At 50.3% G+C, this 24,129-nt stretch carries 21 protein-coding genes and 1 pseudogene; 13 read left to right on the top strand and 9 right to left on the bottom strand.

What is annotated here, in order from left to right:
* Positions 1-31: 31 nt before the first annotated feature.
* The 4 genes from clpX to bolA form a co-directional block, all read right to left on the bottom strand.
* Positions 32-1,306, bottom strand: coding sequence for an ATP-dependent protease ATP-binding subunit ClpX (gene clpX / locus BM191_RS10310; RefSeq protein WP_092877842.1), 1,275 nt, complete (start codon positions 1,304-1,306; stop codon positions 32-34).
* A gap of 122 nt (positions 1,307-1,428) precedes the next feature.
* Entirely contained in the window at positions 1,429-2,052 is a 624-nt protein-coding gene (gene clpP / locus BM191_RS10315) for an ATP-dependent Clp endopeptidase proteolytic subunit ClpP (protein WP_092877844.1), read from the bottom strand.
* Between the two features lie 322 nt (positions 2,053-2,374).
* Positions 2,375-3,679 (bottom strand): trigger factor, encoded by a 1,305-nt coding sequence (gene tig, locus BM191_RS10320; protein ID WP_092877846.1) that lies wholly within the window; start codon positions 3,677-3,679, stop codon positions 2,375-2,377.
* A 279-nt stretch (positions 3,680-3,958) separates the two neighbouring features.
* Positions 3,959-4,273, bottom strand: a complete 315-nt coding sequence (gene bolA / locus BM191_RS10325; protein WP_092877848.1) for a transcriptional regulator BolA — start codon at positions 4,271-4,273, stop codon at positions 3,959-3,961.
* A gap of 283 nt (positions 4,274-4,556) precedes the next feature.
* Between bolA and BM191_RS10330 the strand changes: the two genes are divergently transcribed.
* From BM191_RS10330 to BM191_RS10365, 8 genes are all read left to right on the top strand, one after another.
* Entirely contained in the window at positions 4,557-5,138 is a 582-nt protein-coding gene (locus BM191_RS10330; protein ID WP_092878034.1) for a lipoprotein, read from the top strand.
* 47 nt (positions 5,139-5,185) lie between these two features.
* Positions 5,186-6,664: a muropeptide MFS transporter AmpG gene (ampG, locus tag BM191_RS10335; RefSeq protein WP_092877850.1), complete on the top strand. Its 1,479-nt coding sequence runs from the start codon at positions 5,186-5,188 to the stop codon at positions 6,662-6,664.
* Between the two features lie 544 nt (positions 6,665-7,208).
* Entirely contained in the window at positions 7,209-8,135 is a 927-nt protein-coding gene (gene cyoA / locus BM191_RS10340; protein WP_092877852.1) for a cytochrome o ubiquinol oxidase subunit II, read from the top strand.
* Positions 8,136-8,139: 4 nt separating this feature from the next.
* Complete coding sequence (gene cyoB, locus BM191_RS10345) at positions 8,140-10,122, top strand: cytochrome o ubiquinol oxidase subunit I (RefSeq protein WP_092877854.1); 1,983 nt, start codon at positions 8,140-8,142, stop codon at positions 10,120-10,122.
* On the top strand, positions 10,122-10,742 hold the full coding sequence (locus BM191_RS10350) for a cytochrome o ubiquinol oxidase subunit III (protein WP_092877856.1): 621 nt from the start codon (positions 10,122-10,124) through the stop codon (positions 10,740-10,742). The genes cyoB and BM191_RS10350 overlap by 1 nt, the downstream gene beginning before the upstream one ends.
* Positions 10,742-11,074 (top strand): cytochrome o ubiquinol oxidase subunit IV, encoded by a 333-nt coding sequence (locus BM191_RS10355; protein WP_092877858.1) that lies wholly within the window; start codon positions 10,742-10,744, stop codon positions 11,072-11,074. Before BM191_RS10350 ends, BM191_RS10355 begins: the two co-directional genes overlap by 1 nt.
* A gap of 13 nt (positions 11,075-11,087) precedes the next feature.
* Entirely contained in the window at positions 11,088-11,978 is an 891-nt protein-coding gene (cyoE, locus tag BM191_RS10360; RefSeq protein WP_092877860.1) for a heme o synthase, read from the top strand.
* A gap of 159 nt (positions 11,979-12,137) precedes the next feature.
* Positions 12,138-13,499: an MFS transporter gene (locus BM191_RS10365; RefSeq protein ID WP_092877862.1), complete on the top strand. Its 1,362-nt coding sequence runs from the start codon at positions 12,138-12,140 to the stop codon at positions 13,497-13,499.
* Positions 13,500-13,594: 95 nt separating this feature from the next.
* On the opposite strand, the pseudogene BM191_RS10370 reads toward BM191_RS10365, so the two are convergent.
* Positions 13,595-14,610 (bottom strand): annotated as a pseudogene (locus BM191_RS10370) (zinc-dependent alcohol dehydrogenase).
* A gap of 816 nt (positions 14,611-15,426) precedes the next feature.
* Positions 15,427-15,918 carry a YajQ family cyclic di-GMP-binding protein gene (locus BM191_RS10375; protein ID WP_092877864.1) on the bottom strand — a complete coding sequence of 164 codons (492 nt, stop codon included), beginning with the start codon at positions 15,916-15,918 and terminating at the stop codon, positions 15,427-15,429.
* A gap of 116 nt (positions 15,919-16,034) precedes the next feature.
* Between BM191_RS10375 and panE the strand changes: the two genes are divergently transcribed.
* Both panE and yajL read left to right on the top strand, forming a co-directional pair.
* Positions 16,035-16,955 (top strand): 2-dehydropantoate 2-reductase, encoded by a 921-nt coding sequence (gene panE / locus BM191_RS10380; protein WP_092877866.1) that lies wholly within the window; start codon positions 16,035-16,037, stop codon positions 16,953-16,955.
* Positions 16,909-17,505 (top strand): protein deglycase YajL, encoded by a 597-nt coding sequence (gene yajL, locus BM191_RS10385; RefSeq protein ID WP_092877868.1) that lies wholly within the window; start codon positions 16,909-16,911, stop codon positions 17,503-17,505. The genes panE and yajL overlap by 47 nt, the downstream gene beginning before the upstream one ends.
* Positions 17,506-17,548: 43 nt before the next feature.
* On the opposite strand, the gene thiI is transcribed toward yajL, so the two are convergent.
* Entirely contained in the window at positions 17,549-18,997 is a 1,449-nt protein-coding gene (gene thiI, locus BM191_RS10390; RefSeq protein WP_092877870.1) for a tRNA uracil 4-sulfurtransferase ThiI, read from the bottom strand.
* A gap of 236 nt (positions 18,998-19,233) precedes the next feature.
* Here thiI and xseB point away from each other — a divergent pair, with 236 nt between their 5' ends.
* The 3 genes from xseB to dxs are packed head-to-tail and all read left to right on the top strand — an operon-like array spanning position 19,234 to position 22,255.
* On the top strand, positions 19,234-19,476 hold the full coding sequence (gene xseB / locus BM191_RS10395; RefSeq protein WP_092877872.1) for an exodeoxyribonuclease VII small subunit: 243 nt from the start codon (positions 19,234-19,236) through the stop codon (positions 19,474-19,476).
* On the top strand, positions 19,477-20,376 hold the full coding sequence (ispA, locus tag BM191_RS10400; protein ID WP_092877874.1) for a (2E,6E)-farnesyl diphosphate synthase: 900 nt from the start codon (positions 19,477-19,479) through the stop codon (positions 20,374-20,376).
* 13 nt (positions 20,377-20,389) lie between these two features.
* Positions 20,390-22,255 carry a 1-deoxy-D-xylulose-5-phosphate synthase gene (gene dxs, locus BM191_RS10405; protein WP_092877876.1) on the top strand — a complete coding sequence of 622 codons (1,866 nt, stop codon included), beginning with the start codon at positions 20,390-20,392 and terminating at the stop codon, positions 22,253-22,255.
* Between the two features lie 369 nt (positions 22,256-22,624).
* Here dxs and pgpA read toward each other — a convergent pair whose 3' ends face one another.
* Positions 22,625-23,116, bottom strand: coding sequence for a phosphatidylglycerophosphatase A (pgpA, locus tag BM191_RS10410; protein ID WP_092877878.1), 492 nt, complete (start codon positions 23,114-23,116; stop codon positions 22,625-22,627).
* The gene (thiL, locus tag BM191_RS10415; protein ID WP_092877880.1) at positions 23,103-24,080 is read right to left on the bottom strand and encodes a thiamine-phosphate kinase; all 978 of its coding nucleotides are present in this window, start codon (positions 24,078-24,080) and stop codon (positions 23,103-23,105) included. The genes pgpA and thiL overlap by 14 nt, the downstream gene beginning before the upstream one ends.
* Positions 24,081-24,129 lie beyond the last annotated feature (49 nt).

Genomic DNA, 24,129 nt, shown 5'->3' on the forward strand with positions numbered 1-24,129 from the left:
TTTTGTTAACTGGCTGGAAAGCATCGGATATTTATTCCCCGGATGCCTGCTGTGCCTCATTCTTACCATAAATCAAAATCGGATCGGATTCACCACCAATAACTGATTCGTCGATAACGACTTTTTCGACATCGTCCTTTGAAGGCAGATCGTACATAGTATTCAGCAACGCACCTTCAACAATGGATCGCAGACCACGAGCGCCAGTTTTACGGGACATCGCTTTCTTAGCGATAGCCGTCAGCGCTTCATCGCGGAACTCAAGTTCGACACCTTCCAGATTGAAAAGCGCCTGATATTGCTTGGTCAGCGCATTTTTCGGTTCGCGCAGAATCTGAATCAGCGCTTCTTCGCTGAGCTCATTGAGCGTCGCGACCACTGGTAAGCGGCCAATAAATTCAGGGATTAAACCAAACTTGATCAGATCTTCCGGCTCTACCTGAGACAGGAGTTCACCTTCAGAGGCTTTCTGCGATTTATCTTTCACCGTAGCGCCAAAGCCAATACCTGACCCTGTTTCGGTCCGCTGAGAAATGACTTTATCCAAGCCAGCGAACGCGCCTCCGCAGATAAACAGGATTTTTGAGGTATCAACCTGCAAAAACTCCTGCTGCGGATGTTTACGACCGCCCTGAGGAGGAACCGCCGCAACAGTACCTTCGATGAGCTTCAGCAGGGCCTGCTGAACTCCTTCACCGGAAACATCCCGGGTGATCGAAGGGTTGTCCGATTTACGGGAAATTTTGTCGATCTCATCAATATAAACGATGCCACGCTGCGCTTTTTGCACGTCATAGTCGCATTTCTGAAGCAATTTCTGAATGATGTTCTCTACATCTTCACCAACGTAACCCGCCTCAGTTAGCGTAGTCGCATCCGCCATGGTAAAAGGCACGTCAAGCAGGCGCGCAAGCGTTTCGGCTAATAGGGTTTTTCCGCTGCCGGTCGGCCCGATAAGTAAAATGTTACTTTTGCCTAATTCAACGCCGTTGCTGGTATCGCCATTACGAAGGCGTTTATAGTGGTTGTAAACCGCTACCGCCAGTACTTTCTTCGCCCTTTCCTGACCAATGACGTAATCATCAAGATGGTGGCGAATTTCATGGGGCGTGGGCAGCGCACTTCGTTCGCGATGCGGTGCAACCTCTTTAATCTCTTCGCGAATAATGTCGTTACAAAGATCGACGCATTCATCGCAGATATACACGGATGGTCCGGCAATAAGCTTGCGCACTTCATGCTGGCTTTTACCGCAGAAAGAGCAGTACAGTAACTTTCCTGAACCGTCTTTGCGCTTATCTGTCATCTGCAAACCTCTTCATTAGTCTCATCCGCCTGATGTGGCGAGGGTATCGTCAGCAATACCCGTATCAAAACCGATTTTTTGACGCTACAAAAATGCTAAAACCGGGGTAAGCAGCCTTCGCGTTACTTACGGTGCGTCAGGATAGAATCTACCAAGCCATACTCTACAGCTTCGTTTGCTGACAGGAAACGGTCCCTTTCAGTATCCCTCTCTATTTCTTCAAGAGATTTGCCCGTATGTTCAGCCATTAATTCATTCATACGCTGCTTGACTTTAAGAATTTCGCGGGCATGAATTTCGATATCCGTCGCCTGGCCCTGGTAGCCCCCAAGAGGTTGATGGATCATCACACGGGAATTAGGCAGACAAAAGCGTTTTCCTTTGGCGCCAGCCGTTAACAAAAACGCGCCCATTGAGCAAGCCTGCCCCATACATATGGTGCTTACGTCAGGCTTGATAAACTTCATCGTATCATAAATTGACATCCCCGCGGTGATCACACCACCGGGAGAATTGATGTACAGATAGATATCTTTTTCCGGGTTTTCCGCTTCCAGAAACAGCATTTGGGCGACAATCAAATTTGCCATGTGATCTTCAACTTGCCCGGTCAGGAAAATCACACGCTCTTTTAACAGGCGGGAATAGATGTCGTAAGAACGCTCGCCGCGCGAGGTTTGTTCTACCACCATCGGTACCAGTGCCATATGAGGTACCGTTTGTTCATGTTCGCCACTGTATGACATTTCCGTCTCCTGAATAATTTTATCGATTCTATCCGGGCATGAGGCAGTGCACCTGGCATCCTGCGCTCATTACCTCTCCCTGCTGCTATCAGGATGATCAATCAGACAGCTTCGCTAGCATGAGGTTCGATTTGGGGATCTAAGCCCGATAATTCAAGCATAACAACTTTTTTTTATTCACTAACCAGGAAAAACTGCCTATTTGAGTATTTGCTGTTTAAATGAACAACCAAGCGCACTAAATTGGTTTCAGGCAGGTGTTAGAGACAAAAAAAGCCCGCAGCCAAAGCCGCGAGCCTGAATAGAACCTGATGCGGAAAGCTTATGCTGGCGTAGTCTGGTTCATCAGTTCCTGGAAGTTAGTGGCTTTTTCAGTCACTTTAGCTTTTTCCAATACCGCTTCAACAGCTTGTTCTTCCAGCGCAACGTTACGCATGTTATCCATCAGTTCGTTATTTTTACTGTAGAATTCAATAACTTCATTAGGATCTTCGTAGGCGGAGGCCATTTCTTCAATCAGGCCTTTAACACGCGCTTCGTCAGCTTTCAGCTCGTTGGTGCGAATAACTTCACCCAGCAGTAGCCCAACAATTACGCGACGTTTCGCCTGCTCTTCGAACAACTCGCGCGGCAGTTCAAGAGCCTGCTGCTCATTACCACCAAAACGCTGCGAAGCCTGCCGACGCAGTACGTCAATTTCACCATCGACCAGTGCAGAAGGCACATCGATTTCATTGGCTTTGACCAGTCCGTCAATCGCCTGAGATTTTACGCGATTGCGCACTGCGCCTTTTAGCTCGCGCTCCATATTTTTACGCACTTCTGCGCGTAAACCGGCAATCGAACCATCTGTTACACCAAAGCGCTTAATGAAATCGTCCGTCAGCTCAGGCAGTTCACTCTCTTCAACTTTTTTGAGCACGATGCCAAAATTGGCCGCTTTCCCTTTCAGGTTCTCTGCGTGATAGTCTTCCGGGAAAGTAACTTCAATGCTGAATTCTTCCCCTGCTTTATGTCCAACGATGCCGTCTTCAAAACCAGGGATCATTCGACCCTGGCCCATTGCCAGCACAAAATCAGACGCCTTACCCCCTTCGAATTCCTCACCATCAATTGAACCGGTGAAATCAACGGTTACGCGATCTTCCGCCGTGGCAGCGCCATCTTTATCTTTCCAGGTTGCTTGTTGCTTACGCAAAGTTTCCAGCATCGTATCGATGTCGTCTTCAGCAACGTCAACAACTGGCTTTTCAACTTCAATAGCGTCAAGGCCTTTCAGTTTAATCTTCGGATAGACTTCAAACTCTGCTGAGTAGGTGAAGTCTTCATTCGCTTTATATTCGCCCGGCGCATATTTTGGTGCGCCGGCCGGATTGATGTTTTCTTTGATAATCGCGTCAACGAAATTACGCTGCATCAAATCACCCAAAACGTCCTGCAGCACGGAAGCACCATAACGCTTTGAAACAATGTTCATCGGCACTTTCCCTTTACGAAAGCCGTCGATGCGTACATTTTTAGCGACATTGACCAGCTCGCTTTTGACCGCATTTTCAATCACATCTTTAGGAATAGTGATGGTTACGCGACGGCCAAGGCCCTGAGTTGTTTCTACTGAAACTTGCATCTTGTTACCTCAAAAAATCACGTGCTCGGTCAACTTCAGACGGTTTGTGGCTAAATATTAACCTGGCAACCGCCTAACAACCGGGACGGCTTCTGATGTCAGAACCGTATTCCCTGTTACCAGAAGCATCCCGAAGACATACAGGAATAATCAGACGCGGCATTATAGCGGTATGAATTAAGCTCGTCGAGGCTGCCAGGCTTCAACTGACGGGCAAAATCATGACATTGTCGTCGCCAGACGGTTAAAAAACAGTCGATGAGCAAGAGAGCGCCGCTGTCAGGCCTGGATACCAGCACCACGGCAGTTCGGGGAGGACAGAGTCCGATCTTGTTGATCCTCCCACTCTTTGCCAGTGTAGGTATGAAGTGCCAGCGCATGAATGCTACCTGCCATTTCTTCAGCTAACTCACTGTAAATGGCCCGATGGCGTTGAAGAAAACGCTGATCGATAAAACATTCACTGACTATCACCACGTTAAAATGACTTTCGCTCCCCACCTGCACATTATGGCGAAAGCTTTCATCAACAACTTCCAGGTGCTGAGGGTTAAAAGCAGCCCGAAGTTTAACTTCAATTTGCTCGCGGAGCATCGTTAACCTCCTCAGGATCAGTACGTTTTTTCTGGCTAAAACCAGCGGTGTAGATTAACAATCCCGGCCCGAGAGATAAACCCTCGGACGTATAGCCGCTGATAAGCCAGCATATCCTGGTGTGTCGCAGGTAATTAATCAATTCGTCGGTCAGGCATAATGGGCCTGAAAGCCTTCATCAGGATGATTTTACACGCCACCGGGGCTTTTTCTTATAATAAGCAATGTTATGATGGCGGCGAATTTTTCCAGCAATACAACTCACACGCAAGAGACGCTAATCATGTTAAAAAAAATCATCGTGGCTTTCCTGGCTGCATCGTTTCTGGCGGGTTGTGTCAGCAGCGGCAGCAATACTCTCGATATCAATCCTAAAATTCAATTGCCCCAGCGCGACCCAACACTGACCCCGATAACGATCAGCATTACCGGCGCAGATCAGCGTCCGAGCCAGGCACTGGCGCAAGTGGATCGCGATGGGCAAATAGTCACTCTCACTGCTCAACGCGACCTGCGTTTTTTGCTACAAGAGGCGCTGGAAAAACAGATGACCGCTCGTGGTTACATGGTTGGGGCTAACGCTCAGGTTAATTTGCAAATAGTGGTCAATAAACTCTATGCCGACGTCACTCAGGGCAACTTGCGCTACGGCATTACCACTAACGCCGATATCTCAATTATCGCCACCGCCAAAAATGGCAACAAACAAATCAAAAATTACCGCCAGACATACAGCGTAGAAGGTGCATTTGCAGCCACAAACGACAAAATAGCGAAAGCGGTTAATCAGACACTAAGTGACGTTATCACCGATATGGCCCGGGATACCAGCACCCAGGATTTCATTAAGCAAAACGCACGCTAATACGCGTAACGCCCGGCAAACCGGCCGGGTATATCTTTCGGAACCGTATGACCAGCCACTATCTTAAAATTTTTACTCAGCGTAAATCCGCAATTTTGCTCATTCTCGGATTTGCATCCGGACTGCCGCTGGCGCTGACTGCAGGCACTCTGCAAGCCTGGATGTCCGTTGAAAATGTCGATACCAAAACTATCGGATTCTTTTCGCTGGTTGGTCAGGCTTACGTACTCAAATTCCTCTGGTCGCCGCTGATGGACCGCTTCACGTTGCCTTTCCTTGGTCGTCGTCGTGGTTGGCTACTGCTTACCCAGATTGCATTAATCGCGGCGATCGCACTGATGGGTACCTTACAGCCCTCGCGGGACTTGACCATGCTGGCAGCGCTGGCGGTGCTGGTTGCATTTTGCTCGGCGTCACAGGATATCGTTTTTGACGCATGGAAGACCGATATTTTATCCGCCGAAGAGCGTGGGGCTGGCGCAGCCATTACCGTCCTGGGCTATCGCCTGGCGATGATGGTATCCGGCGGTCTGGCGCTATGGCTTGCAGACAAATATCTTGGCTGGCAGGCAACTTACTGGTTGATGGCGCTAGCCATGATCCCTGGTGTTATCGCCACGCTGCTGGCGCCGGAACCGAGCCAAAAAATTGAGGTGCCGCAATCGTTACATGCAGCCGTATTCACACCGTTGAAAGAATTTTTCAGTCGCAGTAACGCCTGGATGATGCTGTCATTAATTATCTTCTACAAGCTGGGTGATGCCTTTGCTACCAGCCTGTCGACGCTTTTTTTACTCAAGGGATTAGGCTTTGATCCCGGCCAGGTCGGTATCGTCAATAAAACCCTGGGACTGGCCGCTACCATTATTGGTGCACTGTTTGGCGGAATATTAATGCAGCGCATGACGCTGTTTCGCGCCCTGGTGCTATTCGGTATTTTGCAAGGAATTTCCAACCTGGGTTACTGGCTACTGGCGGTCACGCCTCCGCACATCTGGAGCATGGCGATGGCCGTGACGATTGAAAATCTCTGTGGCGGTATGGGAACGGCTGCTTTTGTCGCCTTGCTGATGGCCCTGTGTAATAAATCCTTTTCTGCAACCCAGTTTGCCTTACTTTCCGCGCTTTCGGCGATAGGCCGGGTATACGTGGGACCCGCAGCAGGATGGATTGCTGCCGGATGGGGCTGGTCAACACTTTTTGCTATTTCCCTTATCGCCTCGCTGCCCGGCCTACTGTTATTGATTGCCAGCCGTCAAAGTTTTTCCCATCTTCGGGATGATATGGCTTTTACCCTGCGCCATCGCTTTGAGACCGGTTACCGGCTGGCGCGCTATCTGGCGATGGCTGGAGCGGTTCTGCTGGCCTGCTGGCTACTGCTGATCACTCTGGGGGCATTGAAATGGTTCAACGTTATCACCTTCAGCGAATGGCTGTTTGCAGGCGGAATTATTTGCCTGTTCGCAGGGGTTACAGCTGGAACGCTGTTAGATTTGCGATCACAGCATTGTCGCCCTGAGATATAAGTTAAGTGATGGCTGATGAGTCATTTGAGAAATCCCCCATCCGCTCTGTCACAATTTTTAACTATTAAGCAATGAAAACTTGAAATTAATTGGCACTCACAATATTAATAATATGTATTAATTGTTAATCAATTTACCCGCCGCAAATCTGCAAATTTATTGCGCCAGATCAAAAAAATTATTTCATCACTTCATCACGGGGCTGGCTTGTTTTTTCACGTAAAATTAAATTGGGTGAACAATTTAATTTTGTATCATTCCCACCATCAAAATAACGCCTTGATGTTAACGAAATGCAATTATTTTTAACTTTTTATAGCCATGTAATTATTAAAAAACTTCCTTAATTGAATTTTGTTATATTGGCCTCAACCTTCTGCCAGCACAGCATTTTCTCCTCCACCTAAATCATTTGTGACCTGCTTAGCAAAAGGTGCCTACACAATCCTGACAGGTCTTGAAGTTGGTTTACAGTATGGAAACCTTCCCGTAAAATACCGACACACTTAAGCGACAATAGAGCCCTTGTCATTGAGGTCGTTAAATGAGACTCAGGAAATACAATAAAAGTTTGGGGATTTTGTCATTAATTGCAGGCACTTTATTGTTAAGTGGTTGTAACAGTGCTTTGTTAGATCCCAAAGGCCAAATCGCTCTGGAGCAACGTTCACTGATTCTGACGGCTTTCGGCCTGATGTTGATCGTCGTTATTCCTGCAGTTGCGATGGCTGTTATCTTCGCCTGGAAATATAGGGCATCCAATACAAATGCTAAATACAGTCCTAACTGGTCACACTCGAACAAAGTGGAAGCCGTAGTCTGGACAATTCCTATCCTTATCATTCTTTTTCTCGGCATTTTGACCTGGAAGTCAACGCATGCTCTGGAGCCAAGTAAACCACTGGCCTCAGATGTGAAGCCGATTGAAGTAGAAGTGATAGCACTTGATTGGAAATGGCTGTTTATCTATCCGGAGCAGGGTATCGCTACCGTTAATCAGCTTGCCTTCCCGGTTGACACACCGGTGAGTTTCCGTATCACCTCGAACTCCGTAATGAACTCCTTCTTTATTCCCACTCTTGGCAGCCAGATTTACGCCATGGCGGGTATGCAGACCAAACTGCACCTGATTGCCAATCAGGCAGGCACCTTCGACGGTATTTCATCTAGCTTCAGCGGTCGCGGCTTTTCTGGTATGAAATTTAAAGCCATTGCCACCCCGGATAATGCGACCTTTGAACAATGGATAGCTCAGGCTAAGCAGTCTCCCAATACGCTTAACACAATGGAAGACTTCGAGAAACTGGCCGCTCCTAGCGAAAACCATCCGGTTGAGTTTTTTTCCAGTGTCAAACCTGAATTGTTCAAAGATGTTGTTGAAAAATTCATGAGCCACGGAAATAACATGAATATGTCCGAGCACAGAGACATGGACATGAATCATTCCGCTCACGCCGGAGCCGAGGAATAATACGATGTTTGGAAAATTAACACTGGATGCGATCCCGTACCATGAGCCGATTATCATGGTTACGTGCGCTGCCATCATTATTGGCGGTCTGGCGGTTGTTGCTGCCATAACTTATTTTGGTAAATGGCAATATTTATGGAAGGAGTGGCTGACCAGCGTTGACCACAAACGCTTGGGTATCATGTATGTCATACTGGCATTTGTGATGCTGCTACGCGGCTTTGCCGATGCCATTATGATGCGTAGCCAGCAGGTACTCGCCTCGGCAGGTGAAGCGGGCTTCCTGCCTCCCCATCACTACGATCAAATATTCACCGCTCACGGTGTTATCATGATCTTCTTCGTCGCCATGCCTTTCGTGGTGGGTCTGATGAACGTAGTTGTTCCATTACAGATTGGCGCACGCGACGTTGCCTTTCCGTTCCTGAACAACATCAGCTTCTGGTTTACGATTATCGGGGTTATTCTGGTTAACCTGTCGCTAGGTATTGGTGAGTTTGCCCAGACAGGCTGGCTGGCCTATCCACCACTATCAGAGCTGGAATACAGTCCCGGTACCGGAGTTGACTACTGGATATGGAGTCTACAGCTATCCGGTATTGGTACGACATTAACAGGCATCAACTTCTTCGTTACCATCTTGAAAATGCGCGCGCCAGGCATGAGTCTGTTCAAAATGCCCGTTTTCACATGGGCTGCACTTTGCACAAACGTACTGATTATCGCTGCGTTCCCGGTGCTAACCGTTAGTCTTGCGTTGCTGACCCTCGATCGTTACCTCGACTTCCATTTCTTTACCAATGGAATGGGCGGTAACATGATGATGTATATCAACCTGATATGGATCTGGGGTCACCCGGAAGTATATATTCTGGTTCTACCGGTATTCGGTGTGTTCTCAGAAGTGACCGCGACATTCTCTAAGAAGCGCCTGTTTGGTTATACCTCGTTGGTATGGGCAACGATTGCCATTACTGTTCTGTCGTTTGTCGTCTGGCTACACCACTTCTTCACCATGGGTGCCGGAGCCAACGTTAACGCCTTCTTCGGTATTATGACGATGATCATCGCCATTCCTACCGGCGTGAAAATCTTTAACTGGCTGTTCACCATGTATCAGGGCCGTATTCAAATGCACTCGGCCATGCTGTGGACCGTCGGCTTTTTGGTCACCTTCTCGGTAGGCGGTATGACAGGGGTGCTGCTGGCAGTACCAGGCGCTGACTTCGTTCTGCACAACAGCCTGTTTTTGATTGCGCATTTCCATAACGTTATCATTGGCGGCGTGGTCTTCGGTTGCTTTGCCGGCGTTACCTACTGGTTCCCGAAAGCCTTCGGTTTTACCCTCAACGAAACCTGGGGTAAACGTGCCTTCTGGTTCTGGATTATTGGCTTCTTTACCGCCTTTATGCCGCTGTATGCCCTTGGCTTTATGGGCATGACACGCCGTATCAGCCAGAACATCGACCCACAATTTCATCCGCTGCTGGTGGTTGCAGCGTTCGGCGCAGCGTTGATTGCGTGCGGCGTCCTGTGCCAGGTTATCCAGTTCTGGGTTTCGGTTCGCGACCGAGAACAAAACCGCGATCTCACTGGCGATCCCTGGGGCGCTCGTACTCTGGAGTGGTCAACGTCTTCGCCGCCGCCGTTCTACAACTTCGCAGTTATTCCTGAGGTTCACGAGCGTGATGCGTTCTGGGAAATGAAGGAAAAAGGCGAGGCATACAAACAGCCTGAAAATTATGAAGAAATTCATATGCCCAAGAACAGTGGCGCGGGCATCGTCATCGCTGCCTTCGCGACGGTGTTTGGTTTCGCCGCTATCTGGCACATCTGGTGGCTGTTTGCCATCTGCTTTATCGGCATGATCGCAACCTGGATCATCAAAAGTTTCGATGACGACGTGGACTACTACGTTCCGGTCAAAGAGATCGAGCAGATTGAAAAACAACACTTTGACGAAATCAGCAAAGCAGGCCTGAAATAATGTCGACTGAAACTCTGACAAACCACCACGGCGCGCATGACAACCATGCGCACCATGAGCAAGAAACGGGAGCCAGAAAAGTATTTGGTTTCTGGATCTACTTGATGAGCGACTGCATTATCTTTGCAACACTGTTTGCAACCTATGCGGTCATGGTCAACAACACTGCCGGTGGTCCGGCAGGTAAAGACATCTTCGAATTGCCTTTTGTGGCAGTGGAAACCGCCCTGCTGCTGCTCAGCTCGATTACTTATGGCATGGCGGTCATCGCCATGAACCATAATAGTAAGAGCGCAGTTAATGGCTGGCTGGCATTAACCTTTCTGTTTGGTGCCGGGTTTATCGGAATGGAAATCTATGAATTCCATCATCTAATCATGGAAGGTTACGGTCCAAACCGCAGTGGTTTCCTGTCCAGCTTCTTTACCCTGGTCGGTACCCACGGTCTGCACGTAACCTCTGGCCTGATATGGATGGCTGTGCTGATGTACCAGATTGCAACACGCGGCCTGACGCCAGCAAACCGCACACGCATTATGTGTCTGAGCTTGTTCTGGCACTTCCTCGACGTGGTGTGGATTTGCGTATTCACCGTAGTTTATCTGATGGGAGCCATGTAATGAGTCATTCTGTAAGCGAGCATGGTGCTTCTCACGGTAGTGTGAAGTCCTACATAGTAGGCTTCATACTTTCAATCATCCTGACAGCGATCCCGTTCTGGATGGTAATGGAAGGATCAGCCTCTCACGCCGTGATTATCGGCGTCGTTGTAATATGCGCGTTAGTGCAGGTTGTAGTTCATCTGATTTACTTCTTGCACCTGAATACAAAATCTGAAGGCGGCTGGAACATGGTGGCAATGGTATTTGCGTCCATCATTATCCTGATCGTCGTTATCGGCTCACTATGGATTATGTGGAACCTCAACTACAACATGATGATGGACCACTAACCGAGTTACCGTAATGATTAAGCGATACCTGCAAGTTACAAAACCAGGAATTATTTTCGGAAATTTAATTTCTGTCATCGGTGGATTCCTGTTGGCCTCAAAGGGCAGCATCGATTACACCTTGTTTCTCACCACCATGGTTGGCGTGTCACTGGTTGTGGCGTCGGGTTGCGTTTATAACAACGTAATCGACCGCGATATTGACAGAAAAATGGAGAGAACCAGAAATCGGGTGCTGGTTAAAGGACTCATTTCGCCGAAAGTTAGCCTGGTTTATGCAACCATCCTGGGTATTGCTGGATTTGCGTTGCTGTATTTTGGCGCTAACCCGCTAGCCATGTGGCTGGCGGTGATAGGCTTTGTGGTTTACGTGGGCATTTACAGCCTTTACATGAAACGCAAATCCGTCTACGGCACGCTGATAGGCAGTCTTTCCGGCGCGGCGCCTCCAGTGATCGGCTATTGCGCCGTTAGCCACGAGTTCGATGCCGGCGCACTGATCCTGCTGGCGATCTTTAGCCTGTGGCAGATGCCGCATTCATATGCGATTGCTATCTTCCGTCTTAAAGATTATCAGGCCGCCAATATTCCGGTACTGCCCGTCGTCAAAGGCATTTCAGTGGCGAAGAATCATATCACGCTGTACATTCTGGCGTTTATGGTTGCAACGTTGATGCTGACGCTCAGTGGCTATGCCGGTTATAAGTATTTGGTGGTTGCAGCAGCAGTCAGCGTCTGGTGGCTGGGTATGGCGCTTTCCGGTTACAAAACTGCGAATGACGATCGCGTATGGGCACGCAAACTGTTCGTATTCTCTATCGTTGCCATTACTTCACTGAGCGTCATGATGTCCGTAGACTTTATGACACCAGCATCAAAAGACTTGCTGACCTTCGTCCGGTAAAACCCAACGCTCCAATAATCTGATATCAGGGCGCGATAGACCATCGCGCCCTTTTTGTTTGGCCCCCTGGACCGTTCTGTAACGACTGCTTAATAAGTGGTGTTTTACTGCTCATGCACTCACGCATAAAATACGGTTAGGCGAATTACTGAGGTTGTAATGAACGATAATAAAATGACGTCGGTCGAACTACGGGCGACATGGGGCCTGGGAACAGTTTTCTCTCTCAGGATGTTAGGGATGTTTATGGTTCTCCCGGTACTCACAACCTATGGTATGGCGCTGCAAGGAGCAAGTGAAACATTAATCGGATTGGCCATTGGTATTTATGGGCTGGCGCAGGCCGTATTCCAGATCCCTTTCGGGCTGTTATCCGATCGGATTGGCCGTAAACCCCTTATCGTCGGCGGGCTGCTATTGTTCGTACTGGGCAGCGTTATCGCCGCCAGCACCGTGAGTATTTGGGGGGTAATTCTCGGCCGCGCATTACAAGGTTCCGGTGCCATAGCCGCAGCGGTAATGGCCTTGCTGTCCGATCTTACCCGCGAGCAAAATCGTACCAAAGCGATGGCCTTTATCGGTATCTCTTTTGGCATCACCTTCGCCATCGCTATGGTGCTGGGGCCGGTAATTACTCACTATTTCGGGCTGCACGCCCTCTTCTGGATGATCGCCATTCTCGCCTGCTGCGCTATTGTCATTACCCTGATGCTGGTTCCATCAGCCAAACATCATCTGCTGAACCGCGAGTCCGGCATGGTAAAGGGCTCTATTCGTCAGGTATTAACTAATCAGCGGCTGGTGAAGTTAAATATTGGTATTCTCTGCCTGCACATTCTGCTGATGTCGAGCTTTGTTGCGCTACCCGGTCAGTTTGAGCAAGCAGGCTTCCCGGCCTCGCAGCACTGGAAAGTTTATCTGGTGACCATGCTGGTTGCCTTTGTGATGGTGATCCCGTTTATCATCTACGCAGAGGTAAAACGCAAAATGAAATCTGTATTTATCGGCTGCGTGGCGCTGCTGTTGATGGCTGAAATCATTTTGTGGCATGCGGGTAACCATTTCTGGACATTGGTTTTCGGTGTCCAGTTGTTCTTTATTGGTTTTAACCTGATGGAGGCTATTTTGCCTTCACTGGTGAGCAAAGAGTCCCCTGCTGGCTACAAAGGCACGGCAATGGGACTGTATTCTACCAGCCAGTTCATCGGTGTTGCCATCGGGGGTAGCCTCGGTGGCTGGATATTCGGCAACTTCGAGGCGCAGACCGTATTTCTCGTTGGGGCAGTTATTGCCTCAGCCTGGCTACTGCTGAGTATCACCATGCATGAACCGCCGTACGTCAGCAGCCTGCGCATCGTACTTAACGATGTGGTCGATTTTGACCATCTGGAGAAGCGCCTCAAGGCTCAGCCCGGCGTCTCTGCAGTATTCATCGCTGCCGAAGAGAGAAGCGCCTACGTAAAAATTGACAGCAAAGTCATCAGCCGACCTGAGCTGGAAGCGCTCGTCGCCAGCACCTGACGCTAAAGCCGCTGCTGAATTGCCGGAGGAATTCAGAGAGGACGACTCAGATATATCTGGTCGTCCGGTTTAGTGGCCCTTCTCAGCGGCGCACTTCATGAGATGTTCATATCAACGACGATTCTGCCCTCAATTTTACCGGCAGGCATATGGGCGAAAATATCACTGATATTTTTCAATGGCTCTACGGTTATACTGGCCTTAACCTTATGTCTGCCGGCAAAATCTAACGCCCCCTGAAGATCCTTGCGCGTCCCGACAATAGAACCGCGCACGGTAATGCCATCCAGGTCCATGGCGAAAATTGACCCGTCGAATTTACCCGGCGGCAAACCGTTAAGCACCACGGCGCATAACGCCAACAGCCTGTTCATACGCCTTCGGCGATACCGCCGTCACCCGCATCCCATGTGCTCCACCGAATTCGCGTTGAAAACTTCAGCGGGATCGACGCTGCGTGCGTTCGCAACTACACTGGCACCAGGACATTTTGCAAACTTCAATTTGCTAACATCGATATCGCCAGCGGCCACAGTAAGCCCCATTGCTGCAGCATACTGAATAGCCATGTGACCCAGCCCTTCAATCCCCGAAATAACAATCCAATCTCCTGCCTGGTATCGGTCATTTTCAATCCTTTATAGACGGTCACACCCCGCGCAAAGAATCGGCGCAATCTCCAGATAACTCATGTTATCCGGCAGAATACCAACATAGTGGCATCAGCCAGGCAGTCTTCTGCAAAACTACCCTTGCCCGAATAACCTACATTCTGCGGTGAATGGCACAAGGTTTCCCTGCTATCCAGACAATGTTCGCTATGCCCGCAAGCAGAGTACAGCCGGGGAATAACAACCCGTTCACCCAAGTGGAGATACGTGGCGCCCGCGCCCGAAGCTACAACTTCACCCACGCCTTTATTACCATGAATAAATGGCTGTTTTGGCTAAACGGGCCAGTCTCCTTCAGCGGCATGAAGGTCAGTATGGCAGACTCCCGTAGCATCTATTCTTACCAGATTTTGTCCTGCTCCCACGTCAGGCACCGACATCTGATCAATAACCAGCGGTTCACCAAAAGATTTTACGATAGCGGCTTTCAGAGTCTGCATAAATCACCTCGTCTTTCATCTAATCTATTGACCGATCTGGCGGTATGTCGGCACTGACGAATAAGCGCTTAACTGGTGATGTTAATCAGGCACCATCTTATGAGACCCGGCGACTCATCACACTAAAAGCGGCAGGAGTGAATAAGCGTGATGCCACTCACTCCATTCCGAGCGGCTTCAATCTCCTGCGTTGACTCGCTGGCCATTCTGTTTTGCCAAACCCAGCACATTAGCCCCGGACCTAAAGGTCTTCACCGGGATTAATCGCCACGTTCAATCGCGGCAACGTGCATCATCCCTTCACCATAAATAGCTGATGTATCCATTTATGAATCAGCGCAAACAGGATGAATTCCAACTTATTCCTGATTGAAACAGCCCTCACTAAGCCACACACCGTGTTACTAACAAACTCCGGCCCGGCGCACATATATCGTCCGGGCCGGTGTCAAATAACTTACCGCGCAGCTTATCGGCTGAAGGGATGAAACTTATTTGTTGCACAGGGAAGAATAGGATGATGAATGGAGGTTGAGATGGTAAGACTAAGCAGACTGGCGAACCGTATATACTGACAAATAACCCGGCGCTGCGCTGTCCGACTGTGTACGTTACCCTCTCCGCACGCCAGCGTCGCAATAATATGCATTCATGCGCGGTGAGCTTTACTCACCTGTGGGGGAAGGAACAGTGTGGCAAATTGCGCACTGCTGAATTTAATCCCGTGCTAATCAAAACCCGTTATTGCTCCACAGCACCGTTATCATCTTGTGACACAGGGCAACAGCGCAGCCTACTACGGCTGCGCGAAGGAGCTTAATCGCGAAAATTTTTAAACTGGAACGCCTGTCCCAGATTGCCACCGCGGACTAACGCCATTGCGCTTTGCAAATCGTCGCGTGATTTGCCGGTTATCCGCACCTCCTCTCCCTGAATCTGAGATTGCAGCTTGAGTTTGCTGTCTTTGATAAGCTTCACCAGTTTTTTCGCCACATCGCTTTCAATTCCCTGCTTCATTTTCACATCGACACTCCAGGTTTTACCGCTGTGTTCAATATTTTCCGGTACGTCCAGTGCCGCGTTCTCAATGCCGCGTTTGAGCAGTTTCTCACGCAGAATGTCCACCAGCTGTTTAACCTGAAAATCAGATTCGCTGGAAATGCACACGCTCTTCTCTTTTTCTTTAAACGCGAAGCTGGCCTCCACATTACGAAAATCGAAGCGAGTAGCCAGCTCACGGTTAGCATTTTCAACCGCATTACGCACTTCCTGCATGTCAACTTCGGAAACGATATCGAAGGATGGCATATATTTTTCTCCTGAATATAAATTGACAGGCATAATACCGCCATGCGCGCAGTAAGTGAAATTGCTGGTCGATAATTAAATGTGTTGTGGATCCAACCCGAACTGAGGGAGGGAAAATGAAAATTACCGTGCTGGGATGCGGTGCTTTAGGTCAGTTATGGCTGACCGCGCTTGAAAGTCAGGGACATGAGGTACAAGGCTGGCTACGCGTTACGCAACCTTATTGTTCAGCCAATGTGGTTCACCTGGATGGCAGCGTCAGTAATGGAACTTACGTTGCCAACGATCCCGATTTTCTTAATCAAAGCAGCTTACTCATTGTCACCCTCAAAGCCTGGCAGGTTGCCTCTGCGCTAAAGAATCTGGAATTTTTAATCGCTCCATCCTGTCCAATCCTGCTGCTGAATAACGGTCTTGGCATTCTGGAAGAGCTAAGGGGTCTGCCACAGCCAATTTTGCAGGGCGTGACCACTCACGCGGCCACCCGGGATGGTCACGTGATCGTTCACACCGCCAGCGGTATCACCCATATTGGCCCAACCTCCGCCCCGGCTGCCCGACTGAGCGATTTGGCGGAGCCGTTGCATCAGGCTTTACCAGACGTAGCATGGCACAACAACGTGGCCCCCGCCGCCTGGCAAAAGCTGGCGGTTAACTGCATTATCAATCCACTGAGCGTACAGTACGATTGCCGCAACGGTGCATTAAAGGAGCAGCAGGCTGAAATTCTGCGACTGTGCGCCGAGATAGCACACATTATGGAGCGCGAGGGCTATCATAGTTCCAAAGAAAACTTGTACAACTACGTCATGCAAATTATTGAAAGTACCGCAGACAACCTTTCATCCATGTTGCAGGACGTTCGTGCCCAGCGGCTCACTGAAATTGATTATATCAACGGCTATGTGGTCCGACGCGCCCGTGCTCAGGGCATGGCGGCACCTGAGAACAGCCGCCTGTACGATTTGATTAAGCGTAAGGAGCAATTTTATGAGCACGAAAGCCTCGGTACTGGTCTGTCTCGCACCTGGCAGTGAAGAAACCGAAGTGGTTACCACTATCGATCTGCTGGTGCGAGCAGGTATCAGCGTAACCACAGCCAGCGTGGCCAGTAATGGCTCACTGAAGATTCGCTGTTCGCGCGGCGTGCAGCTGCTGGTCGATGTCGCGCTGGTTGAGGTAGCAGACGGCAACTTTGACGCCATTGTACTGCCTGGCGGCCTGCAAGGCGCCCAGGCATTTCATGACAGCCCGTTGCTGATTGAAACCGTGCGCCAGTTTCATCTTTCAGGCCGGATTGTTGCCGCAATCTGCGCTGCACCCGGCACGGTTCTGGTTCCTCACGACCTTTTTCCGCTCGGCAACATGACTGGCTTCCCCGGCCTGAAAGAGAATATTCCGGCTGACAAGTGGATGGAAAAACGCGTTGTCTGGGATCCGCGCGTTAACTTGTTAACCAGCCAGGGGCCGGGAACAGCGATAGATTTTGCCCTGAAGCTTATAGATTTGTTAGTCGGAAAAAAGAAAGCCGCTGACGTGGCAGCTCAGCTGGTTCTGGCTGCCGGTATCTATAATTACCAGGATTAACTGACTCCGCCGGTTTGATCATAAGCCGGCGTTTACTCTAGCATCAGGGCCGGTAAACCTTCACGTTTTTAAAACCCTGCTCTTGCAAATAGAGCGCTTGCAAGCGACTCATGACGCCACGAGCGCAGTAAAGTAACCAGGTTTTATTCTGGTCGAGATCGCCAAACTTAGTGCTCAATTTATAAAACGGCAGGACTTCAACTTCAACGCCGGTCAGCGCCAGTGGCTTATCTTCCTGTTCATCGGGCGAGCGGATATCCAGCACAGCATCTTGTGGACCGAAAGACGCTACGGTTTCTACCTCTGGTACCTCTCCGGTAGCCTGGCTGCCAATCTCGCGAATATCAACATTGGTCGCGTTTTCCACTACCGCGTCGAGGATAGAAAAATCGAACCGTTCCTCTTCCGCCTCGATCTTTGCCTTCACTGCTTTCACCGTCGGCTTTTTAGAAATCACTCCGCAGTATTCCGGCATGGTGCGGGCAAAATCTTCGGTGCCTATTTCACGCGCCAGGTTAATGATGTGCTCTTTGTCATGAGAGATTAACGGGCGCAGGATCAGCGTGTCTGAAGCATTATCAATTAAGCGCAGATTGGTTAGCGTCTGGCTGGAAACCTGACCCAGCGCCTCACCGGTAACCAGAGCCTGCACCCCGTAGCGCTCGGCAACTTTAGAGGCTGCACGGACCATCATACGTTTCAACACTACGCCCATCTGACCATCGTCCACCTTTTCCAGGATCTCACCGACCACCGGCTCAAAATTGATGGCAACAAAGCGTACACGGTGAGAACTACCGAAGCGGCTCCACAAATAATGCGCCACCTGACGTACACCAATCTCATGGGCGGCGCCCCCAAGATTAAAAAAGCAGTAATGGACGCGACAGCCACGGCGCATCAGCATATAGCTCGACACGCCGGAATCAAAGCCACCGGAAATCAGCGACAGCACATCTTCCTGGGTGCCGATAGGAAATCCTCCAATACCGGGATATCGGCCGGTTACCAGTAGCAGACGACGGTCCTCAATCTCCAGGTTCACCGTGATTTCAGGTGCGCTGAGATTCACCCATGCGCTTTCAACATGTTGGTTCAACCCGCCACCAACGTATCGCTCAACGTCCTGTGAGCTGAACTCATGATTACCACGTCGCTTAACCCGCACGCAAAAAGATTTACCAACAATCGCCTCACGATACTGGGTCAGCGCCTGCTCGAAAATATGGTGAACATCGCTAAATTCGCGATCCTCAACCGCCAGAATGTGGTGAATACCAGGGATACGCGTAAGCGCATCACGTACCACCTTTTGCTGTTCCGGTGCCTTTACGCGAACGGTGATATGATCCCAGTGGCGCACCACTGCGATATCTTCATCAAATTTTTTCAGCACGTTACGGATATTGCCGGTAAGGATTTTAATAAAGCGCAGGCGTACCGACTGGCTTTTGATGGTGATTTCTGGAAAAAGCTTGATAATAAACTTCATAGCAGCGCAGATTCGTCTGGTGATTAGAGGCTAAAATTATTGCCACTTAACTGATAAAATAGGCGTAGAGCAAAATGGCTCATGGCCCTTTGCCTTCAAGGGCCGCGAGTATACCACTTTTGTGACAGCGTTGCTTATTCATCTGTTATATCAACCATTGTTTTGCTAATCATTTGGGGTCAGCTACCATGAGTGCTTCCCGGATAGAAAATCACGACTGAGCCAGATAAGCCACTATGCCTAAAAAAGCCGAAAAGCCCGTCAGTTTTGAAAATGCGCTGCAACAGTTGGAACAGATTGTTTCCCGTCTGGAGAGTGGTGATCTACCGCTGGAAGAGGCGTTAAATGAATTCGAACGCGGCGTGCAACTGGCCCGTACAGGGCAGCAACAGCTACAGCAGGCGGAGCAGCGAGTACAAATATTATTAAGTGACGATCGCGATGCACCGCTCACCCCGTTTACACCGGATGCCGAGTAGATGGAGTTCAACGATTTAATTGACGCTCATCAGGCTCGTATCAACGCGGCATTAAACCGCTATCTTGTCGGGCTGCCATTGCAAGATCATCCGCTGGTCGAAGCCATGAAATACGGCGCGTTGCTTGGTGGTAAGCGTCTGAGACCATTTCTGGTCTATGCAACCGGCAGCATGCTAGGTGCCGATCTGCAAAGTCTCGATGTACCGGCAGCAGCGGTAGAATGCATTCATGCCTATTCATTGATTCACGATGATCTTCCGGCGATGGATAACGATCAGCTGCGTCGCGGACAACCGACCTGCCATGTTAAGTATGGCGAAGATACCGCCATTCTGGCCGGTGACGCACTGCAAACGCTGGCCTTTTCCATTTTGCTGGACAGTCCATTACCCGACGTTAACAGCCAGACGCGCATCGCAATGCTCTCCGAGTTGGCCCGCGCTAGCGGCGTAGCCGGTATGTGCGGCGGCCAGGCGTTAGATCTCGCCGCCGAAGGCAAGCAGATTTCGCTCGCAGCACTGGAGCAGATTCATCGCCATAAAACCGGTGCGCTAATCGGCGCCTCAGTCCGACTCGGCGCCCTGTGCGCTGGCGATGCAGGCAAAGCTGCGCTACCCATACTGGATCGCTACGCTAACGCAATTGGGCTGGCCTTTCAGGTGCAGGATGACATTCTGGACGTTATCGGCGATACCGCTGTACTTGGTAAACGTCAGGGCGCCGATCAGGATTTAGGAAAGAGCACCTATCCCGCCCTGATGGGTCTTGACAGGGCCAGGATAAAAGCGTGGGATTTGTATCAGGAGTCCCTGGATGCGCTTGATACTCTTGCCAGACAGTCGCTGAACACGGCACCGCTGCGCGCAATGGCCAGCTTTATTATTGAACGCGATAAATAATAATGAGTCTCTAATGAGTTTTGATAACGCCAAATACCCGACGCTTGCGCTGGCAAGCACGGTGCAAGAATTACGTTTGCTGCCTAAAGAAAGCTTGCCAAAACTCTGTGATGAGCTTCGCCAGTATTTACTCGATAGCGTAAGCCGATCCAGCGGTCACTTTGCCTCCGGACTGGGCGTTGTTGAGCTAACCGTAGCGCTGCATTATGTTTACAACACACCGTTCGATCATCTGGTGTGGGACGTCGGTCATCAGGCGTATCCTCATAAGATTCTGACCGGCCGACGTGATCGTATTGGCACTATCCGCCAAAAAAACGGCCTGCACCCCTTCCCCTGGCGCGATGAAAGCGAATATGACGTGCTGAGTGTCGGCCACTCGTCGACCTCAATCAGCGCCGGACTCGGCCTGGCAGTCGCAGCTGAAAAAGAAGGTAAAGGCCGCCGCACCGCGTGCATTATTGGCGATGGGGCGATCACCGCCGGTATGGCCTTCGAGGCAATGAACCACGCAGGCGATATCAGCGCCGATCTGCTGGTGATACTCAACGATAACGAGATGTCGATTTCCGAAAACGTTGGTGCTCTTAACAATCACCTGGCGCAAATCCTCTCCGGTAAAATCTATTCCCGGCTGCGTGAAAGCGGAAAAAAAGTGCTTACCGGCCTGCCGCCGATAAAAGAGCTGGTCAGGCGCACCGAAGAGCATCTTAAAGGTATGGTGGTACCGGGCACGCTGTTTGAAGAGCTAGGCTTTAACTATATTGGCCCGATCGATGGTCATGACGTGCTAGCTCTGGTGCATACCTTAAGCAATATGCGCAATCTCAAAGGTCCGCAGTTTCTGCATGTTATGACCAAAAAAGGGAAAGGCTACGCTCCGGCTGAAAAAGATCCCATTACCTGGCATGCCGTTCCCAAATTCGATCCGGCGAGTGGATCGCTGCCGGAAAGTAAGCCGGGCCTGCCAACCTATTCAAAAATATTTGGCGACTGGTTATGCGAAATGGCCGCCAGCGAACCCAAACTGCTCGCCATTACCCCAGCGATGCGTGAGGGTTCCGGCATGGTGCGCTTTTCTCGCGACTATCCACAATGTTATTTTGACGTAGCGATCGCCGAACAGCATGCGGTTACCTTTGCTGCGGGCCTCGCGATAGGCGGTTATCATCCGGTGGTAGCCATTTATTCTACGTTCCTGCAACGTGCTTATGATCAGTTAATACATGATGTCGCGATCCAAAAGCTGCCAGTCATGTTTGCTATTGATCGCGGGGGCATCGTCGGTGCAGACGGGCAAACCCACCAGGGCGCATTCGATATCGCCTATCTGCGCTGTATCCCCAATCTGGTTATCATGACGCCAAGCGACGAAAATGAGTGCCGTCTGATGCTTTACACTGGCTATCATCACCGTGAGGGACCTAGCGCAGTGCGATATCCACGTGGTACAGGTATCGGCGCAAACTTCCAGACACTTAACACCCTGCCGCTGGGTAAAGGACAAGTAAAACAACGCGGTGAGAAGCTGGCTATCCTCAATTTTGGCACCCTTTTGACAGAAGCCCGTATCGCTGCTGAAAAGCTTAACGCCACGCTGGTGGATATGCGCTTTGTCAAGCCTCTGGATGAAGAGCTGGTAATGGAAATGGCCGCCAGCCATGAGGCGCTTATTACTCTTGAAGAAGGTGCTATCAAGGGAGGTGCAGGCAGCGGTGTCAATGAGCTACTCATGGCTAAACGCAGGCCGTTACCGGTGCTAAATCTTGGCCTGCCGGATGAGTTTATCCCCCAGGGAACTCAGGAAGAGATCCGTCAGGATTATCTTCTGGATGCAGAAGGTATCCAACAGCAGATAGCCAGCTGGCTGGCGCAATAGGTCTGGCAGCCCCTCTTTACGTACGGCTTTCATGAAGAGAATGACGCCGTGACTGCGCTCACCTGAATACATCACCAGCCAGCAGTAACATCGTCGATCGTCGGCGCTTCGTACGCCGAATAATTGAAGAATGTGGTAAAACAGTTGGAATCGAACTCTCACCGAGGAGCCTGGCGGGTTGAAGAGCGTTTATCAATCACACATGCGGTTAGCGATTTTGAATAAGTGATGAAGCTGGTTGTGGCCTGCAAATTGAATGCGACGCTTCGCTGTTGCAAGCTCCTGGCTTAGCACTGCGCTCACCGATCGTCCCGGAGCTGAGCGCGTTATCGAGTATCCGTGCGCTAATCAGCCTCAGCCATGATTAACCTAAAGGCAGATTTCGGCCAGCCAGAGAATAGCGGCAGAGAGGATCCCCGCGACAATATCGTCTACCATGATACCCATCCCGCCATGTACGTTGCGATCAAACCAGCAGATCGGCCAGGGCTTCCACATATCTAAAATACGAAACACCACAAAGCCCGACAGCACCCAGTGCCAGCTGTTATCAGGAATGACCAGCAGCGTGATCCACATGCCGATAAACTCATCCCAGACGATACTGCCGTGATCATGAACCCCCATGTCTTTCGCGGTTCGATGGCAGAGATAGACGCCGATGCTGATCCCCAGTAGCAGCATCAGCGAATAAAGCTCAAGCGGCAGCAGTCGCAGAAAATACCAGAAAGGGATGGAAGCCAACGACCCCATCGTACCAGGAAGCCAGGGACTCAGGCCGCTGCCAAATCCGGTAGCCAGTAGATGCCAGGGATTTCGCATGCTCAGGCGGCTTTTCGCCGCGTCTTTATTTACCAACAAAATGATCGAATCCTTTTTTACCGCTGCTCACCGGCTGCCCGTCACACAACAGGGCTACGCCCTCAGCAGCCGCCTTTATCTGGCCGATACAGGTATAAGGCACACCAGTATGGCTTAATGCCACATCAAGCGCCCCATGATTGATCTCCGGCACGGTAAAGCAAAGTTCATAATCTTCGCCACCGTTTAGCGCCCAGCTAATTTGCTGCTCACGACTGAAGTGAGCCTGCATCGCGGCTGAAAGCGGCAGCGCATCAAGATTCAAGCTGGCACCACAATCGCTGGCTTTAAGAATATGATCCAAATCCGCCAGAAGACCGTCGGAAACATCAATAGCCGCGCTGGCAAGGCCGCGCAATGCTTGCCCCTGTAAAATGCGCGGTATCGGGCGCAAATGGCGTTTTATCAAAGCGTCGCGGCTGACGGATTCGTTACAACAATGCTGATGTTGTAACAGCGCCAGTCCAGCAGCACTGTCGCCCAGTGTCCCGGTCACAAATATCCAGTCGCCAGGTCGTGCGCCCGAGCGCTTCAGCGCTTTGCCCGTGGGTATCAGACCGTGAATGCCCAGAGTTAAACTCAGCGGGCCACGCGTCGTGTCACCGCCAATCAACTGCACGCCATAATAATCCATCAGCTCAAACAAACTGTCGCTAAAGCTCTGCAACCAGAGTTCATCTACCTTCGGTAGGGTAAGGGCGAGCGTGAGCCAGGCAGGATCGGCGCCCATCGCGGCAAGATCGCTGAGATTTGCAGCCAGCGCTTTATAGCCTAAATCGGCCGGATGGATATCAGGTAAGAAGTGGATACCTTCAACCAGTGTATCCGTGCTGATAGCCAGCGTCTGCTTTTCAGGAACGTGCAGTAAGGCACAGTCATCACCAATGCCTTTTTCGACGTCGCGACGGGAACCCGTTGCACGGTCAAAATAACGTGCGATAAGTTCAAATTCGCCACAGACCATAGTGATATTCCGTGAGTGAAAGAGTCAGGCCGGGAAACCGGCCTTACAG

The organism is Izhakiella capsodis (assembly GCF_900115045.1).
Taxonomy (GTDB): Bacteria; Pseudomonadota; Gammaproteobacteria; order Enterobacterales; family Enterobacteriaceae; genus Izhakiella; species Izhakiella capsodis.